This is a genomic window from Streptomyces sp. NBC_00525 (assembly GCF_036346595.1).
Classification (GTDB): Bacteria; Actinomycetota; Actinomycetes; order Streptomycetales; family Streptomycetaceae; genus Streptomyces.
In genome coordinates this window covers 4393785-4410086 of the sequence record NZ_CP107834.1, presented here as the reverse complement: position 1 = coordinate 4410086, position 16302 = coordinate 4393785, and the positions used below count along the sequence as shown (strand labels likewise).

15 protein-coding genes are annotated in these 16302 nt (G+C 72.4%); 9 read left to right on the top strand and 6 right to left on the bottom strand.

The window, feature by feature from the left end; genetic code table 11:
* Nucleotides 1-312: 312 nt before the first annotated feature.
* Complete coding sequence (locus tag OG710_RS19845) at nucleotides 313-846, top strand: DUF6542 domain-containing protein (protein WP_330242296.1); 534 nt, start codon at nucleotides 313-315, stop codon at nucleotides 844-846.
* Between the two features lie 28 nt (nucleotides 847-874).
* Here OG710_RS19845 and ppgK read toward each other — a convergent pair whose 3' ends face one another.
* Nucleotides 875-1627, bottom strand: coding sequence for a polyphosphate--glucose phosphotransferase (gene ppgK, locus OG710_RS19840; protein ID WP_330240516.1), 753 nt, complete (start codon nucleotides 1625-1627; stop codon nucleotides 875-877).
* Nucleotides 1628-1663: 36 nt separating this feature from the next.
* Nucleotides 1664-2674 carry a 4-hydroxy-3-methylbut-2-enyl diphosphate reductase gene (locus tag OG710_RS19835; RefSeq protein WP_199563639.1) on the bottom strand — a complete coding sequence of 337 codons (1011 nt, stop codon included), beginning with the start codon at nucleotides 2672-2674 and terminating at the stop codon, nucleotides 1664-1666.
* Between the two features lie 93 nt (nucleotides 2675-2767).
* Between OG710_RS19835 and OG710_RS19830 the strand changes: the two genes are divergently transcribed.
* From OG710_RS19830 to OG710_RS19815, 4 genes are all read left to right on the top strand, one after another.
* Nucleotides 2768-4138: an APC family permease gene (locus tag OG710_RS19830; RefSeq protein WP_330240515.1), complete on the top strand. Its 1371-nt coding sequence runs from the start codon at nucleotides 2768-2770 to the stop codon at nucleotides 4136-4138.
* An 88-nt stretch (nucleotides 4139-4226) separates the two neighbouring features.
* Nucleotides 4227-5438, top strand: coding sequence for an exodeoxyribonuclease VII large subunit (xseA, locus tag OG710_RS19825; RefSeq protein WP_111337941.1), 1212 nt, complete (start codon nucleotides 4227-4229; stop codon nucleotides 5436-5438).
* A gap of 213 nt (nucleotides 5439-5651) precedes the next feature.
* Nucleotides 5652-5903: an exodeoxyribonuclease VII small subunit gene (locus OG710_RS19820; RefSeq protein ID WP_330240514.1), complete on the top strand. Its 252-nt coding sequence runs from the start codon at nucleotides 5652-5654 to the stop codon at nucleotides 5901-5903.
* 161 nt (nucleotides 5904-6064) lie between these two features.
* Entirely contained in the window at nucleotides 6065-6655 is a 591-nt protein-coding gene (locus OG710_RS19815) for a malonic semialdehyde reductase (RefSeq protein WP_330240513.1), read from the top strand.
* A gap of 89 nt (nucleotides 6656-6744) precedes the next feature.
* On the opposite strand, the gene OG710_RS19810 is transcribed toward OG710_RS19815, so the two are convergent.
* Complete coding sequence (locus OG710_RS19810; RefSeq protein ID WP_330240512.1) at nucleotides 6745-7263, bottom strand: DUF4245 domain-containing protein; 519 nt, start codon at nucleotides 7261-7263, stop codon at nucleotides 6745-6747.
* Between the two features lie 143 nt (nucleotides 7264-7406).
* Here OG710_RS19810 and glpX point away from each other — a divergent pair, with 143 nt between their 5' ends.
* The gene (gene glpX / locus OG710_RS19805; protein ID WP_330240511.1) at nucleotides 7407-8438 is read left to right on the top strand and encodes a class II fructose-bisphosphatase; all 1032 of its coding nucleotides are present in this window, start codon (nucleotides 7407-7409) and stop codon (nucleotides 8436-8438) included.
* 114 nt (nucleotides 8439-8552) lie between these two features.
* Here glpX and OG710_RS19800 read toward each other — a convergent pair whose 3' ends face one another.
* Together OG710_RS19800 and OG710_RS19795 are read right to left on the bottom strand one after the other, a co-directional pair.
* A complete protein-coding gene (locus OG710_RS19800; RefSeq protein WP_111337936.1) occupies nucleotides 8553-8924 on the bottom strand; it encodes a WhiB family transcriptional regulator in 372 nt (123 codons plus the stop codon).
* A gap of 166 nt (nucleotides 8925-9090) precedes the next feature.
* Nucleotides 9091-9771: a DUF1707 SHOCT-like domain-containing protein gene (locus OG710_RS19795; RefSeq protein WP_111337935.1), complete on the bottom strand. Its 681-nt coding sequence runs from the start codon at nucleotides 9769-9771 to the stop codon at nucleotides 9091-9093.
* Between the two features lie 162 nt (nucleotides 9772-9933).
* On the opposite strand from OG710_RS19795, the gene OG710_RS19790 reads away from it, so the two are divergent.
* The 3 genes from OG710_RS19790 to OG710_RS19780 all read left to right on the top strand — a co-directional run bounded on the left by OG710_RS19790 (nucleotide 9934) and on the right by OG710_RS19780 (nucleotide 14654).
* On the top strand, nucleotides 9934-11601 hold the full coding sequence (locus OG710_RS19790; RefSeq protein ID WP_330240510.1) for a fumarate hydratase: 1668 nt from the start codon (nucleotides 9934-9936) through the stop codon (nucleotides 11599-11601).
* A 150-nt stretch (nucleotides 11602-11751) separates the two neighbouring features.
* On the top strand, nucleotides 11752-12948 hold the full coding sequence (locus tag OG710_RS19785; protein WP_330242295.1) for an MFS transporter: 1197 nt from the start codon (nucleotides 11752-11754) through the stop codon (nucleotides 12946-12948).
* Between the two features lie 407 nt (nucleotides 12949-13355).
* Complete coding sequence (locus OG710_RS19780) at nucleotides 13356-14654, top strand: M18 family aminopeptidase (protein WP_330240509.1); 1299 nt, start codon at nucleotides 13356-13358, stop codon at nucleotides 14652-14654.
* A gap of 111 nt (nucleotides 14655-14765) precedes the next feature.
* Here the strand turns inward: OG710_RS19780 and OG710_RS19775 are convergent, their stop codons facing one another.
* On the bottom strand, nucleotides 14766-16289 hold the full coding sequence (locus OG710_RS19775) for a ricin-type beta-trefoil lectin domain protein (protein WP_330240508.1): 1524 nt from the start codon (nucleotides 16287-16289) through the stop codon (nucleotides 14766-14768).
* Nucleotides 16290-16302 lie beyond the last annotated feature (13 nt).

Below are 16302 nucleotides of genomic sequence, written 5' to 3'. Positions count from 1 at the left end.
TTTACGGGCGGGCCGGGGCGGGAAGTCACGGGTCCGGAATCGCGGGCCGCGACGGCTTGCGGCCCGCGGTCACGGGGTAGCCCCGCGGTTCCCGTTGCGCCGTGTGGCATCGAACTCATTCCCAAGGTCGGCCAAAGCGCGTGTCCCGCACCCCGTTCCCGCCTCCCCGCGACCTACGTTGTCCCGGTGGAGCAGCACAGGACACGTCCCCCGCAGCGCAGGCAGACCCCGCAGACCCCGTTGTCCCCGCTGGGGGCGGCCAAGGGGGCCCGGAAGGCCGGCGGCGGCGCGGGGGCCCTCGGATACCGGGTGATGAGCGCCCCCGCCGGTCGCGGCGAGGGGCCGGTGTCCCCCGTCGTGCTCGCCCTGCGCCGGCTGCCCAACCCCCGGCTGACCGGGATCGGCGCCGGGCTCTTCGCGGCTGCCGCGATGTTCCTGATCGGCTGCCTGGACTGGTTGCTGTTCGACGAGTCGGCGGCCGTCTTCGGCGTGCTGTTCCTTCCCGTCAGCGCCCTGGCCGCGCTCTGGGTGCGGCCGGCGGACCTGGTGACCGCGCCGATCTGCGTGCCCATCGCCTTCGCGATCGGCATCGCCCCCATCTCCGGGGGCACCGGTGGTTTCGGTGGCCGGACGATGGCCGTCGTCACGGCGCTCGCCGTGCACGCGGGCTGGCTGTACGGGGGAACCCTCGTCGCGGGCCTCATCGCGACCGTACGCAAGGTGCGGTTGATGCGGGCCCGCCAGCGGCGCATGCTGCTGGCCGCCCAGACGGCCCGGCCCGCGGCGCCCGCGTCACCGGCCCCCCGCGCGGCGGCCCGGTCCCCACGCCGCCCGTCGCAGCGCTAGGGGGTGTCTAGCCCCCGCGCCGCGTCACTCAGCCCCGAGCGTCCCCGGCGGCCTTGGCCGCCATCGCCGCGCCCACGATTCCCGCGTTGTTCTGCAACTCCGCCGGGACCATTTCCGCCCGGATGTGTTCGATCAGGGGCAGGAACTTGTCTGCCTTGCGGCTGATTCCGCCGCCGATGATGAACAGTTCGGGCGAGAACAGCATCTCCACGTGCGCCAGGTACTTCTGTACGCGGCGCGACCAGTGGTGCCAGCTCAGGTCCTCGTCCTCCTTGGCCTTCGTGGAGGCGTGCTTCTCCGCGTCGTGGCCGTGGAGCTCCAGGTGGCCCAGTTCCGTGTTGGGGACGAGGTTGCCGTCGGTGAAGACCGCGCTCCCGATCCCCGTACCGAAGGTCAGCACGATCACCGTGCCCTTGCGGCCCCGGCCGGCACCGAATGTCATCTCGGCGATGCCCGCCGCGTCGGCGTCGTTGAGCACGGTGACGGGGAGGCCCAGCCGGTCGCCGAGCAGGGTGCGGGCGTCCAGGTCGATCCAGCCCTTGTCCACGTTGGCCGCGGTACGGGTCAGGCCGTCCGTGACGACGCCCGGGAAGGTGATCCCGACCGGGCCCTTCCAGTCGAAGTGGCCGACCACCTCGGCCACGCACCCGGCCACGTCGTCAGGGGTGGCCGGGTGCGGTGTCAGTTCCTTGCGGCGCTCCCGCGCCAGGTCTCCGCGGTCCAGGTCCACGGGAGCACCCTTGATCCCGGACCCGCCGATGTCCACACCGAAGATCTCCATGTGATCCACGGTACGGGCAGCGGGCCCGCCGCGCCCCTACGCGACGCCCTCGGGGGACCCGCCGCCGTTGAGGGCCGCCGCCTCCGCGCGCAGGTCGCGGCGCAGCTCCTTGGGCAGCGAGAAGACGATCGACTCCTCGGCCGCCTTCACGATCTCGACGTCCTCGAAACCCCGCGCGGCCAGCCAGGCCAGCACGCCGTCCACCAGGACCTCGGGCACGGAGGCGCCGGAGGTGACACCGACCGTGGAGACGCCGTCGAGCCAGGCCTCGTCGATCTCGTCGGCGCCGTCCACCAGGTGGGAGGCGCCGGCGCCCGCGCCGAGGGCGACCTCGACCAGGCGGACCGAGTTCGAGGAGTTCTTCGAGCCGACGACGATGACCAGGTCCGCGTCGGCGCCCATCTGCTTCACCGCGGTCTGGCGGTTCTGCGTGGCGTAGCAGATGTCGTCGCTGGGCGGCGAGATCAGCAGCGGGAACTTCTCCTTGAGGGCGCCGACCGTCTCCATCGTCTCGTCGACCGAGAGGGTGGTCTGGGAGAGCCAGACGACCTTCGACGGGTCGCGGACCTCGACGTTCGCGACGTCCTCGGGGCCGTCGACCAGGGTGATGTGGTCGGGGGCCTCGCCGGAGGTTCCGATGACCTCTTCGTGGCCCTCGTGGCCGATGAGGAGGATGTCGAAGTCCTCCTGCGCGAAGCGCACGGCCTCCTTGTGGACCTTGGTGACCAGCGGGCAGGTGGCGTCGATCGTGGCGAGCTTCCGCTCCGCCGCCTCCTGGTGCACGGTCGGGGCGACGCCGTGCGCCGAGAACATGACGATCGATCCCTCGGGAACCTCCGCCGTCTCCTCGACGAAGATCGCGCCCTTCTTCTCCAGGGTCTGTACGACGTACTTGTTGTGGACGATCTCGTGGCGCACGTAGACCGGGGAGCCGTACTGCTCCAGGGCCTTCTCCACGGCGATCACGGCACGGTCCACGCCCGCGCAGTAGCCACGGGGAGCGGCGAGGAGGACGCGTCGGGGAGTCGTAGCAGTCATGCGCCCCATCGTAACGGCCGGGAAAGTCCGTAAGGCCGTACCGAACAGGCGCCCGGCGTCCGGGGTCGCGAGACTGGACCCGACGCCAATCACGGAGGGCTCATGGCCGGCAGCGGTACGGATTCGGGCGGCGGCTCCACCGAACACGCCCGGCTGCGGCGGACCCTCGGGTTCCGGGACCTGGTGGTCTACGGGCTGCTGTTCATCGCACCCATGGCCCCGGTCGGGGTCTTCGGGACGCTGGACGCGAAGTCGGACGGGGCGGTCGCCCTGGTGTACGTCGCGGCGACGGTCGTGATGGCGTTCACCGCGTTCAGCTACGCGCAGATGGTGCGGGTCGCCCCGATGGCCGGTTCGGTGTTCGCGTACGCCCGCAAGGGGCTGGGCGAGGGGCCGGGTTTCGTCGCCGGATGGATGGCGATGCTGGACTATCTGCTGATCCCGGCGGTGGCGTACCTCTTCTCGGGGATCGCGATGAACTCGCTGGTTCCCGGCATCTCGCGGTGGGTATGGACGGCGCTCGCGGTGGTTCTGACGACCGCGCTCAACCTGTGGGGGGTGCGTGCGGCGGCGCGGGTGGGGTTCGCGGTGCTCGCGATGGAGATCGTGGTGCTGCTGGTGTTCGTGGTGTCCGCCGCGGTGGTGCTCGCACGGGACGGGGCGCAGCGGGGCTGGCTGACGCCGCTGACCGGCGACTCGGGGTTCTCCGCGTCGGCCGTGCTGGGCGCGGTGTCCGTGGCGGTGCTCTCGTATCTCGGCTTCGACGCCATCGCCTCGTTCGCGGAGGAGGTGACGGGCGGCTCGGCGCAGGTGGCGCGGGCGGTGCTGTTCTGTCTGGTGCTGGCGGGCACGCTGTTCGTGGTGCAGGCGTATCTCGCCGCCCTGCTGGAGCCGATGACCTCGGCGGAGCTGGCCGCCGATCCGGGGGCGCAGGGCGCGGCGTTCTACGACACGGTGGACGCGGCCGTGGGGACCTGGCTGCACGATCTGGTGGCGGTCAGCAAGGCGGTGGGGGCGGCGTTCGCGGCGCTGGCGGGGCAGGCGGCGGCCGGGCGGCTGGTGTTCGCGATGGCCCGTGAGCGGCGGCTGCCGGGGGTGCTGGCGCGGGTGGACGCGCGGTCCGGGGTGCCGAGGGTGGCGATCGTGGTCGCCGCCGTCGTGACACTGGTGGCGGCGGTGTGGGCGGCCCGGCGCGACGACGGGCTGGACCATCTGGTGTCGGTCGTGGACATCGGGGCGCTGACGGCGTTCGTGCTGCTGCACGCGTCGGTGGTGGGGTGGTTCGTGGTGCGGCGCGGGGAGGGGCCGCCGAGCTGGTGGCGGCATCTGCTGGTGCCGGTGGTCGGTGCCGGGGTGCTGGTCGCGGTGATCGTGGAGGCGACGGGGAGCGCGCAGGTGGTCGGCGCGTGCTGGCTGGTGGTGGGGCTCGCGGTGCTGTTGGTGCAGCGGAGGCGGGCGGGCCTCGTCCCGTAGGGCGTAACCCCGTAACCCCGTAACCCCGTGGCTTACGGGGGCTCGCGGGGCGGGTCCGTTGTCGGTGCGGGCCGTTACGCTCGCTCGCATGGCTCTCAACACTTCCCCGGAAGCGCCGCTGCCCGTCGGTGACGTGTCGCGGCTGATCGGTGGCTGGATCGACCGGCTCGGTTCGGTCTGGGTCGAGGGCCAGATCACCCAGCTGTCGCGGCGGCCGGGCGCCGGTGTGGTGTTCCTGACGCTGCGCGACCCGTCGCACGACATCTCGGTGAGCGTCACCTGTTTCCGGCAGGTGTTCGATCGGATCGCCGATGTCGTGTCGGAGGGCGCGCGGGTCGTCGTACTCGCCAAGCCCGAGTGGTACGCGCCGCGCGGGCAGCTGTCGCTGCGGGCGACGGAGATACGGCCGGTCGGCATCGGCGAACTGCTGGTGCGGCTGGAGCAGCTGAAGAAGTCACTGGCCGCGGAGGGGCTGTTCGCCCTGGACCGCAAGAAGCCGCTGCCCTTCCTGCCGCAGCTGATCGGGCTCGTCTGCGGCCGGGCGTCGGCGGCCGAGCGCGATGTGCTGGAGAACGCCCGGCGCCGGTGGCCCGCCGTCCGCTTCGAGGTCCGCAACACCGCCGTGCAGGGGGTGCACGCGGTGAACCAGGTGGTCGGGGCGGTGCGGGAGCTGGACGCGATGCCGGAGGTCGATGTGATCGTCGTGGCGCGCGGCGGCGGCAGCGTCGAGGATCTGCTGCCGTTCTCGGACGAGGAACTGATCCGTACGGTGTCGGCCTGCCGTACGCCGGTGGTCTCGGCGATCGGGCACGAGCCGGACTCGCCGCTGCTGGACCTGGTCGCGGACGTACGGGCGTCCACGCCGACGGACGCGGCGAAGAAGGTCGTGCCGGACGTGGGCGAGGAGCTGGACCGGGTGCGGCAGCTGCGCGACCGGGCCCTGCGGACGGTACGGGGGCTGCTCGACCGGGAGGAGCGGGGGCTGGCCCATGCGCTGGGGCGGCCGTGCATGGAGCATCCGCAGCGGATGGTGGACGAGCGCGAGGCGGACGTCGACGCGCTGGCGGGCCGGGCCCGCCGGGTGCTCGGCCATCTGCTGGACCGGGCCGACTCGGAGCTGGCCCACACCCGCGCCCGGGTGCTCGCGCTGTCGCCCGCCGCGACCCTGGAGCGCGGGTACGCGGTGCTCCAGCGCGCCGACGGACACGTGGTCCGCGATCCCGCGGACGCGGGCGCGGCCGGGGAGCCGCTGCGGGCCCGCGTGTCGGGGGGCGAGTTCGCGGTGCGGGTCGCGGAGTAGGAAGCGGCGGGCCCCTCCATCAGGAAGCGGCGGCCCCCTCCGCCAGGAAGCGGCGGACCCCTCCCGCCAGGGGTGCGGCCCCTCCGCCAGGGGCGGCCCCTGCCAAGGAGCGGCCCCTCGCCGGGGGCGCCCGTCCCCAGGGGGCCCGACCCCCGTCAGGACGACGTACAGGCCGGCACGGACCGGCGCAGGCCGATGCATAGGGTGGATCACATGACGGACGACGCAACGGCGACCGCCGCCGCGGGCGGCACGCTCGGGTACGAGCAGGCGCGCGACGAGCTGATCGAGGTGGTGCGCCGCCTGGAGGCCGGCGGGACCTCGCTGGAGGAGTCCCTCGCGCTGTGGGAGCGCGGCGAGGAGCTGGCGAAGGTGTGCCGGCACTGGCTGGAGGGCGCCCGCGCCCGGCTGGACGCGGCGCTGGCGGGCCCGGAGGCGGACGGCCGGGGCCCGGACGGGGGCTGAGCGAAGCCCGGTCGGTCTTATTCCGGTGACCCGGCGTGAGCCTCCCCACTCCTCAGTTAGTTGAAAGTTAATGCACTTTCCCCGTACGGTGATCGACGTCGCCCGGTCCCCCGTGACCGCGGCCCGATCCCCCCGCGTACGTCCGGAAGGTAACTCGCACGATGTCCCTCGTTCTTGACCCCGCCGCCCAGGACCTCCTCTTCCGTGAGGCCCGCACCGCCAACACGTTCACCGACGAGCCGGTGAGCGACGAGCAGGTCCAGGCCATCTACGACCTGGTCAAGTACGGCCCGACCGCCTTCAACCAGTCGCCGCTGCGCGTCGTGCTGGTGCGTTCGGAGGACGCTCGCGGGCGCCTCGTCAAGCACATGGCCGAGGGCAACCAGGCGAAGACCTCGACCGCCCCGCTGGTCGCGATCCTGGCCGCCGACAACGAGTTCCACGAGGAGCTTCCGGGCCTGCTGCCGCACTTCCCGCAGGCCAAGGACATGTTCTTCTCGGAGCGCCCGGTCCGCGAGTCCGCCGCCTCGCTGAACGCCGCCCTCCAGGCCGCGTACTTCATCATCGGCGTCCGCGCCGCCGGTCTGGCCGCCGGCCCGATGACCGGCTTCGACGCCGCGGGCATCGAGAAGGAGTTCCTCGACGGCGACCACAGCCTGCTGATGGTCGTCAACATCGGCAAGCCGGGCGAGGACGCCTGGTTCCCGCGTCTGCCGCGCCTCGCCTACGACGAGGTCATCAAGACCGTCTGAGCCGGCGTTTCCCGGAACCGGACACCACGCGGGGAGGGCCCCGGAGCGAACCGCTCCGGGGCCCTCCCCGTTGTTCGTGGGCGCGGGCGTCAGGAGGTCCTGAGCGCCGCGGCCATCTCCGCCAGCCGCTCCGGCGGCGCCGAGCCGGTCACCACGGTCGTGGCGCCGTCCTCCTCGCGCACCAGCGCGTCGTACTTCGGGCCCTCCCAGCGCCGCCAGGTCTTCCCCGCGACCTCCTGCGTGCGCCCGGTGTCCTCGGCCTTCTGGCTCACCCGGCTGACATAGGTCCTGGCCGGGGAGGTGGACTGCTCGACCGCGACGTACCGGCCGTCCGGGTCGAGGAAGCCCAGGTGCCAGCTGTTGCCCCCGGGCCCGTCGTACGTCACCGACGTGGGCTTCCAGCCCTCGGGCAGGCCGCTGGGGGCCGCCACCGGGTACGGCGCGGCGCGCCGCGCCGTCGCGAGTTCGACGCGGTAGTCGACCGCCTTGACCGGGTCGCCGGAGTCGTCGTGCGGAATGAAGATGTAGACGACACCCGACACGGCGGCGATCGCCAACAACGACAGGATCATGTCCCGGACGGTCTGCTTGCCTCGCTTGCTTGCCACGGGTCCATCGTCGCATCAGCCCCCGCGCGACCGAATCGGGGGCCACCCCGCTCAAACGTGACCCGGTCTGCTCATTTTATCGGCCTGGCGATAGAGTCAGATCACCCTCATCCGGTCGTCGCCGTACAGAAAGGTGCGCTCCGATGTCCGAGCATCATCTGCCGTCCCAACTGGAGGTCTCCCCGGAGGCCCCCGACCGCAACCTCGCGCTGGAGCTGGTCCGGGTCACCGAGGCCGCCGCCATGGCCGCCGGGCGCTGGGTCGGCCGCGGGGACAAGATCGGGGCCGACGGCGCCGCGGTGAACGCCATGCGGACCCTCGTCTCCACCGTCTCCATGAACGGCGTCGTCGTCATCGGTGAGGGCGAGAAGGACGAGGCGCCCATGCTGTTCAACGGCGAGCACGTGGGCGACGGCACCGGGGCCGAGGTGGACATCGCCGTGGACCCGATCGACGGCACGACGCTGAACGCCAAGGGCATGCCGAACGCGATCGCCGTCCTGGCCGCCGCCGACCGGGGCGCGATGTTCGACCCGTCCGCCGTCTTCTACATGGACAAGCTGGTCACCGGCCCCGAGGCGGCCGACTTCGTGGACATCAACGCCCCCGTGTCGGCGAACATCCGCCGGGTCGCCAGGGCGAAGAACTCCACGCCCGAGGACGTCACGGTCGTCGTCCTGGACCGTCCCCGCCACGAGGGCATCGTCAAGGAGATCCGGGAGACCGGCGCCCGGATCAAGTTCATCTCCGACGGTGACGTGGCCGGGTCGATCATGGCCGCCCGCGAGGGCACCGGCGTGGACCTGCTGATGGGCATCGGCGGCACGCCGGAGGGCATCATCTCGGCCTGCGCCATAAAGTGCCTCGGCGGTGTGATCCAGGGCAAGCTGTGGCCGAAGGACGAGGCGGAGCGCCGGCGCGCCCTGGACGCCGGGCACGACCTGGACCGGGTGCTGTCCACGGACGACCTGGTCGGCGGGGACAACGTGTTCTTCGTGGCGACCGGGATCACGGACGGCGAGCTGATGCGCGGCGTGCGCTACCGCTCGGAGACGGCGACCACCGAGTCCATCGTGATGCGATCCAAGTCCGGCACCATCCGGACCATCAGTTCCACCCACCGGCTGTCGAAGCTGCGCGCCTACAGCGCCATCGACTTCGACCGCGCGAAGTAGCGGCCGGGGCCCGTCCCCCGGTACGCGGTCGCGCGTCCGCCCGAAGAGGCGCCCCCCATGTGCGGTGGGGGCGCCTCTTCGTATGTGCGGGGGGGGGCGGGCCGGGGCAGGCGGTCAGCCGGCCGCCGCGATCCGGCCGGTGGCGCCCGACGCCTTCAGTTCCACATCGCGCCGCCTGCGCCGGGCCAGCGCCACACGGCGCTCGGCGGCCGTGAGCCCGCCCCACACCCCGTACGGCTCGGGCTGCATCAGGGCGTGCTCGCGGCACTCCACCATCACGGGGCAGCGCGCGCAGACCCGCTTGGCGGACTCCTCGCGCGAGAGGCGGGCGGCGGTCGGCTCCTTCGACGGGGCGAAGAACAGCCCGGCCTCGTCCCGGCGGCACACCGCCTCCGAGTGCCAGGGGCCGGCCTGGTCCTCCCGAGCGGGGACCCGCTGCGGTGGGACGGCGGCGACCTGCAGGGGCTGAGGCGGCAGTTGCAGCACGGTCCACTCCTGACGACGGCTTCGCGAGCGAGATGCGATGCAGCAGTCCCTACCCGCTGTGCGTGCGCCTATGCACTGAGTGGTACTCAAGTCCGCCCCGCGCAATTGCGGTCGAGCCCCTTTTCGGCCGGAAAGAATCGCTGCCGACACGCCTGGCCGAATGCCGTCAGTGGTCGAGGTGCTTACCGAGGTGCTTGCGCACCCGGTCCTGGAGGTCGGCGATGAACTTGCCGCGCTTCGGCTTCGCCTCGACGCTGCCGAACACCGCGTATCCATTGACGACGACCACCGGCGCCTCGGGGTCGGCGGATTCCAGGGTGCGGACTTCGAAACTGCCGAAAATGCCCGTTCCGCTGCCGCGCATGGAGATGTTCTCGGGCACCCGGATGTCGACGCTGCCGAAGACGGAGGTCGCGTTGATCACCGTCAGACGCTGGCCGAAAAGAGCCTCCGTCAGGTCGATTTCCACACTGCCGAAAAGCGAGAAGGCGTTGGTACGGGCGCCCACCCGCCAACGGCCCTTGCGCGTCGAGCTGCTGAAGATCGCCACCAGGTTCTCGGCGGGGCCGGACGCCGGCTCGGGGCCGTAGGCGTACGGGGAGGCGGTCGCGCCACCGGGCGCCGGGGCCGGCGCCGGCAGGTCCCGTACGAGCGGTTCCAGCTCGCCGACGGTCTTGGCGCGGTAGACGGAGTCGATCCGCTCCGCGTGTTCGTCGGCGGTCAGCCGGCCCTCGGCCAGCGCTTCCCGCAGGATGTCCGCGATCCGGTCGCGGTCCGCGTCGGAGGCGCGGATGGCGTCGCCGTCCGCCGGTACGGTGGGCTGCTGGGGCTGCTTCTCGAGGTCCACCGCCCCAGCGTACCGAAACGCGATAGATCGCGACAGGGGCCGTACGGCGTGCCGCACGGTGAGCCCTACCTCACAAGCCCGGCGCTCCCGGCGCGTCCTACCCTGGTGGGTGCGCTGCCCAAGGGTGGTCAGCCACTGTCTGCCGAGTGAGGAATGGCCGTAATGCCAGAGTTTGCGTACTCCGATCTGCTCCCGCTGGGAGAGGACACCACGCCGTATCGTCTGGTCACCGCGAAGGGCGTGTCCACCTTCGAGGCCGACGGGCGTACGTTCCTCAAGGTCGAGCCGGAGGCGCTGCGCACCCTGGCCGCCGAGGCCATGCACGACATCTCGCACTACCTGCGGCCCGCGCACCTGGCGCAGCTGCGGCGGATCGTGGACGACCCCGAGGCGTCGTCCAACGACAAGTTCGTCGCGCTCGACCTGCTGAAGAACGCGAACATCGCCGCCGCGGGCGTGCTGCCCATGTGCCAGGACACCGGCACGGCGATCGTGATGGGCAAGCGCGGGCAGAACGTGCTGACCGCGGGCGGTGACGAGGAGGCCCTGTCGCACGGCATCTTCGACGCGTACACCAAGCTCAACCTGCGCTACTCGCAGATGGCCCCGCTGACCATGTGGGAGGAGAAGAACACCGGCTCCAACCTCCCCGCGCAGATCGAGCTGTACGCCACCGACGGCGGCGCGTACAAGTTCCTGTTCATGGCCAAGGGCGGTGGCTCGGCCAACAAGTCGTTCCTGTTCCAGGAGACGAAGGCGGTTCTCAACGAGGCCTCCATGATGAAGTTCCTGGAGGAGAAGATCCGTTCGCTGGGGACCGCGGCCTGCCCGCCGTACCACCTGGCGATCGTCGTCGGCGGTACGTCCGCCGAGTTCGCGCTCAAGACCGCGAAGTACGCCTCCGCCCACTACCTGGACGAGCTGCCCGCCGAGGGCTCCCCCACCGGGCACGGCTTCCGGGACAAGGAGCTGGAGCAGAAGGTCTTCGAGCTGACGCAGAAGATCGGCATCGGCGCGCAGTTCGGCGGCAAGTACTTCTGCCACGACGTCCGCGTGGTGCGCCTGCCCCGGCACGGCGCCTCGCTGCCCGTCGCCATCGCCGTGTCCTGTTCGGCGGACCGCCAGGCCACCGCGAAGATCACCGCCGAGGGCGTCTTCCTGGAGCAGCTGGAGAAGGACCCGGCCCGCTTCCTGCCGGACACCACGGACGAGCAGCTGGCGAGCGAGGGCGACGTCGTCCGGATCGACCTGAACCGGCCGATGGACGAGATTCTCGCGGAGCTGACGAAGTACCCGGTCAAGACCCGGCTCTCGCTGACCGGTCCGCTGGTCGTGGCACGCGACATCGCGCACGCCAAGATCAAGGAGCGTCTGGACGCGGGCGAGGAGATGCCGCAGTACCTCAAGGACCACCCGGTGTACTACGCGGGTCCCGCGAAGACCCCCGAGGGCTACGCCTCCGGCTCGTTCGGCCCGACGACGGCCGGCCGCATGGACAGCTACGTCGCCCAGTTCCAGGCGGCGGGCGGCTCCAAGGTCATGCTCGCCAAGGGCAACCGTTCCAAGCAGGTCACCGACGCGTGCGAGGCGCACGGCGGCTTCTACCTCGGCTCGATCGGCGGCCCGGCGGCCCGGCTGGCGCAGGACTGCATCAAGAAGGTCGAGGTCGTCGAGTACGAAGAGCTCGGCATGGAGGCGGTCTGGCGGATCGAGGTGGAGGACTTCCCGGCGTTCGTCGTCGTGGACGACAAGGGCAACGACTTCTTCACCGAGCCCGCTCCGGCGCCGACGTTCACCAGCATTCCGGTGCGCGGCCCCGGACTGGGCTGATTTCCGCGCCGCCGGAGGGGCTCTCCCCTCCGGCGGCGTCGCTTCTGCCGGGGGAGGGTGCACAGACGTATGCGGATTGCCTCCGCGCACGGGCGGGAAGGGGCCGGCGCCACCGGGCCGCCGCGCGGCGAGCGCGTGTTCCGTCTGCTGGTGGTCGGGTACGCGGTCTCCTCGTACGGCACGTTCCTCAATATGGTGGCGCTCAATCTCTTCGTCTACGAGACGACGGGGCGGGCGCTGGCCATGGGGCTGTTCATGGCGGTCCGGCTGGGCGCAGGATTCCTCGCCGGTCTGGTCGCGGGGGCCCTGCTAGCGCGCCGGTCGGCGAAGAGCGTGCTGCTGTGGACGAATGTCGCGCAGGGCGCGGTGCTGGTGCCGCTGATCGCGGCGCCCGAGGGCTGGCGTACGCCGTCGCTGTTCGCCGTCTCCGTGGTGGCCGGGAGCTGCGGGACGCTGTTCATGGTGGCGCTGCGCAGCTCCGTACCGGAGATGGTGGGCGAGGAGCGGCGGGCCTGGGCGAACTCGCTCTCGGTGACCGGGCGTTCGCTGGCCATGGTGGCCGGGTTCGCCTCGGCGGGTGTCGTCGTCTCCCTGGTGGGGTACACCGCCGCGTTCGCCGTCGACCTGGGCACGTTCGCGGTGTGCGCGCTGACGGTGGCCCTGCTGCCGGTCGCGGGCGGCGGGAAGGGCCGGGACGCGGCAGTCGGCGAGCGGCCCGAGAAAGTGCGGCGCGGGCCGGTCGCGTTCGCCGCGCTTGCGGCGGTGCCGGGGCTGGGGCTGATGGTCGCGCTGCGCGGGGTGGACGCGCTGGGCTCCTCCTCGCACAACGCGGCGCTGCCGGTGTACTCGGCCGCGCTGGACGCCGCGCGCCCCGCGCTGTTCGTGAGCGCCTTCTGGTGCCTGTGGGCGGTCGGCAACATCGCGGCGCAGCAGGTGATCCAGCGGTACGGGCGGCGTACCGGCCGGTCCGCGGGCGCGGCGGCCTTCGGCTACGGCACCTGTGTCATGTCGGCGGCGTTCGTCCTGGCGTTCGCGGGGCTCCCGGCGGCGGCAGCGGCCGTCGTCGCGCTGGTCGCGGGCGCGGCGGACGGGCTGACCGAGGTGGCGTACACCTCGCATCTCCAGACCTTGCCGGCCGGGCCGCGCGCCCACGCCTTCGGGCTGTCCGCGACGGTGGAGAACCTGGGCTTCGGCGTGGGGATGATCGCCGTGGCGGCGGCCCTGGAGCACACGAGCCCGCTCGCGGTCGTCGGCTGGTCGCACGGCGCGGCCCTCGTCTTCGCGGTGGTCTTCCTCGTCCGTACGGCGATGGCGCGCGCCCGGAGCACCGCCCCGTCGGTGCCGTAGCCCGCCCGCCCCGGCAGGAAACCGGGCCTTTACACGTACGACGAATATCAGCCAATCTCGTGCGTTCGGCGCGGCAGCCGTCCGGCGGTGCCGGCCGGGTTCGCACCGAGCCGCCACGGACCGGGCCGGGGCCCCGGAGGCCCGGCCGCCCTCCTGCGCCGTCCGCGGCGCACCGCCGCTTTCGCGCACCGGGCCGCCTGCCGGACTTGCGGGGGACGGTGCACATGGGATGGGTTGTCCGGCGTTGCCGGAGAACTCCGCACCGCCGGGCGGCCGGCCCGGTGCCACCGACGGACGCCGCGCCCGCCGCCGTCCCCGCCCCTGCCGACCCCCTCACTCCGTTCGGCCGCCCACCCCCGTGCGGCCGCGCCACCCTCACCGTCCCACTCCGGAAAGGCGGACACCGCATGACGCCGGTCCCCCACCGCAGCCACGCCGACGACCTGCTCACCTTCATCGCCGCCAGTCCCTCGCCGTACCACGCCGTGGCGAGCGCGGTTCAGCGGCTGGAGAAGGCGGGCTTCCGGGAACTGCGCGGCACCGACGACTGGACGGGCGCGACGGGTGGCTCGTTCGTCGCCCGAGGGGGCGCGCTGATCGCCTGGTACGTTCCCGAACCGCTGCCCGCCCACACCCCGTTCCGGATCGTCGGCACCCACACCGACTCGCCGAACCTGCGGATCAAGCCCACCCCGGACACCGCATCGGCGGGCTGGCGGCAGGTGGCGGTGGAGATCTACGGCGGGGTGCCGCTCAACACCTGGCTCGACCGCGATCTGGGCATCTCCGGCCGGCTCGCGCTGCGCGGCCCCGGCGGGACCGAGTCCCGGCTGGTGCAGATCGACGAACCGCTGCTGAGGGTGCCGCAGCTGGCGATCCATCTGGACCGCACGGTCAACGACGGCCTGGCCCTGGACCGGCAGCGCCACCTGGCCCCCGTCTGGTCGCTCGGCGCGGCCGAGGAGGGCGCGCTGCTGCGCCGGGTGGCGGAGGCCGCCGAGGCGGAGCCGGGTGACGTGCTGGGCTGGGACCTGATGCTGCACGATGTGCAGCCGCCCGGCTATCTGGGCGCGGAGCGGGAGTTCGTGGTGGCCTCGCGGCTGGACAACCTGGTGTCGGTGCACGCCGGGGTGACCGCGCTGACGGCGGCGGCGACGGCCGCCGAGCCGCCCGCGTACGTGCCGGTGCTGGCGGCCTTCGACCACGAGGAGGTCGGCAGCGGTTCGGACACGGGGGCGCAGAGCCCGTTGCTGGAGCGGGTGCTGAGCCGTTCGGTGACGGCGCGGGGCGGCAGCCCGGAGGACTGGTCGCGGGCGCTGGCCGGGGCGTACTGCGTCTCGGCGGACATGGCGCACGCGGTGCATCCCAACTACGCGGAGCGCCACGACCCCGGCCACCAGCCGCTGCCCAACGGCGGGCCGACGGTCAAGGTGAACGTCAACCAGCGGTACGCCACGGACTCGACGGGGATCGCGGTGTTCGCGTCCGCCTGCGAGCGGGCGGGGGCGCCGTGGCAGCCGTTCGTCTCGAACAACGCGATGCCGTGCGGGACGTCGATCGGCCCGCTCACCGCGGCCCGGCTGGGGGTGCCGACCGTCGATGTGGGCGTTCCGGGGCTCTCCATGCACTCGGCCCGTGAGCTGTGCGGGGTGGCGGACCCGGCCCATCTGGCGTCGATCCTGCGCGCGTTCATGACGTCGGGCTGACCGGCCGGACCGACCGGCCGGACCGATCGGCGGGGTTTCACGAGCGGGGTAGGGGGAAGGGCCGGTGCGGCCCTTCCCCCTACCCGTGCGTGCGGCACGTCATGCGGCGGGTTACGCGAAGCGCTGCTTCGCGCTGCCGTCGCAGGTCTGCAGCCTCAGCGGGTCATGGGCGCCCGCGAGGGTCGCGCACAGGCCCGTCGCGGCGGCCGGGCGCAGGGTGCCCGCCTGGCGGACGAAGCGCTGGTTGGCGGCGCCGGAGCAGTTGTAGAGGATGAGCGAGGCGCCGGCCCGGTAGTCGGCGCCGGGGACGTCCAGGCAGCGGTCGTGGCTCAGCGCGGTGCGCAGGGTCCGGGTGCCGGAGTCGTACCACCAGTCCTGGTTGCGTCCGCCGTGGCACTCCCAGCCGGTGACCCCGGTCTCGTTGCGGGTGACGGAGGCGGGGGCGTCCAGGCAGCTGGAGGTCGCCTCGCCGCGCACCGGCTCGAAGACGTCGTCCCAGGCGACCGGCTGGAGGACGGGCCGGCCGGTGCTCGCCGGGTCGGCGCAGCTCGCCTCGCGCAGGCCGGAGTCGTAGATCTGGGTCAGGCAGGAGGCGAAGGCGCCGTGCCCGGCCGCGTTGGGGTGGAAGGACTGGCGCACCGAGTTGGAGTCCGGCGGGAAGTGCGACAGGTCGATGTAGAGGCCGCGCGCCCAGGTGGACTCGCTGCACACCTCGTGGCCGTGGAAGAGCCGGGAGTTGTCCAGGTAGACGGCCCCGGTGTCGGCGGCCGCCTTGCGCATGCCCCGCTCGAAGGCGGGTACGGCGGCGTTGCGGCCCCAGGCGGCGTCGGAGTCGTACCCGGCGCAGCCGCCGGGAAGCTTGCCGGGGAAGTTCGGGTTGTCGTAGAAGTCCGGGCCGATGGGGCTCGGGTAGCCCATGACGACGAGCTTGTAGTCGCTGTTCGCGTAACCGGCGCCGGTCATCACGGTGCGCAGGTCGCGCACGGTCTTCTCGACCTTGGGGACGAGCCCGTCCACACGGGCCTGCCAGCCGCCCTCGTACTTCGGTTGGCACGTGCCCTTGAGGAGTATCCAGCGCTCGACGCAGTCCGTCATGACGGGCCCGAACTGGAGGTCGTCGTTGGCACCCGCCACCAGCACGATCATCTTGATGCGGGTGTTGCGCGCCTTGATGGCCAGGTTGTCGCTCTGGACCAGTTCGTCGGCGTACTGCTTGGAGCCGCCGATGACGATGTTTCCGGTGTACGCGCCGGAGCAGGAGACGTTGTACGTGACGTCGGCCGGTATCCCGGTGCGGTGGATGGCGGCGTCGGGCGAGCGGTGGCACCAGTTGTCGGGGCCGTTGGTGCCGGGTTCGTACGTGCCGACGCCCTCGCCGGATATCTCGCTGTCGCCGAGCGAGATGAGTCCGGTCCTGCGCTCGTCGAGCGGGCGCTCGGCCGGGTCGCCGTACAGCCGGGTGGCCTCCGCGGCGCGGATGGCCTCCAGTTCGGGCGGCAGGGGCGTCGATGCGGTACTGGTGGTACCGGGCTGGGCGGTGGCCGGTCCGGCTGCCGCGGTCATCCCGCCGAACGCCGCCGCGACGGCGGCCGCGGCTGCGACGGTACAGCGGATTCTGTGCCTGGTGCGCCTCATTGCGCCTCCCCTG

What these genes read in the sequence shown, in the direction of transcription:
- OG710_RS19845 (WP_330242296.1), top strand. Translation starts at nt 313, where the DNA reads ATGAGCGCCCCCGCCGGTCGCGGCGAGGGGCCGGTGTCCCCCGTCGTG.
- ppgK (WP_330240516.1), bottom strand. Translation starts at nt 1,627, where the DNA reads ATGGAGATCTTCGGTGTGGACATCGGCGGGTCCGGGATCAAGGGTGCT.
- OG710_RS19835 (WP_199563639.1), bottom strand. Translation starts at nt 2,674, where the DNA reads ATGGGGCGCATGACTGCTACGACTCCCCGACGCGTCCTCCTCGCCGCT.
- OG710_RS19830 (WP_330240515.1), top strand. Translation starts at nt 2,768, where the DNA reads ATGGCCGGCAGCGGTACGGATTCGGGCGGCGGCTCCACCGAACACGCC.
- xseA (WP_111337941.1), top strand. Translation starts at nt 4,227, where the DNA reads ATGGCTCTCAACACTTCCCCGGAAGCGCCGCTGCCCGTCGGTGACGTG.
- OG710_RS19820 (WP_330240514.1), top strand. Translation starts at nt 5,652, where the DNA reads ATGACGGACGACGCAACGGCGACCGCCGCCGCGGGCGGCACGCTCGGG.
- OG710_RS19815 (WP_330240513.1), top strand. Translation starts at nt 6,065, where the DNA reads ATGTCCCTCGTTCTTGACCCCGCCGCCCAGGACCTCCTCTTCCGTGAG.
- glpX (WP_330240511.1), top strand. Translation starts at nt 7,407, where the DNA reads ATGTCCGAGCATCATCTGCCGTCCCAACTGGAGGTCTCCCCGGAGGCC.
- OG710_RS19790 (WP_330240510.1), top strand. Translation starts at nt 9,934, where the DNA reads ATGCCAGAGTTTGCGTACTCCGATCTGCTCCCGCTGGGAGAGGACACC.
- OG710_RS19780 (WP_330240509.1), top strand. Translation starts at nt 13,356, where the DNA reads ATGACGCCGGTCCCCCACCGCAGCCACGCCGACGACCTGCTCACCTTC.
- OG710_RS19775 (WP_330240508.1), bottom strand. Translation starts at nt 16,289, where the DNA reads ATGAGGCGCACCAGGCACAGAATCCGCTGTACCGTCGCAGCCGCGGCC.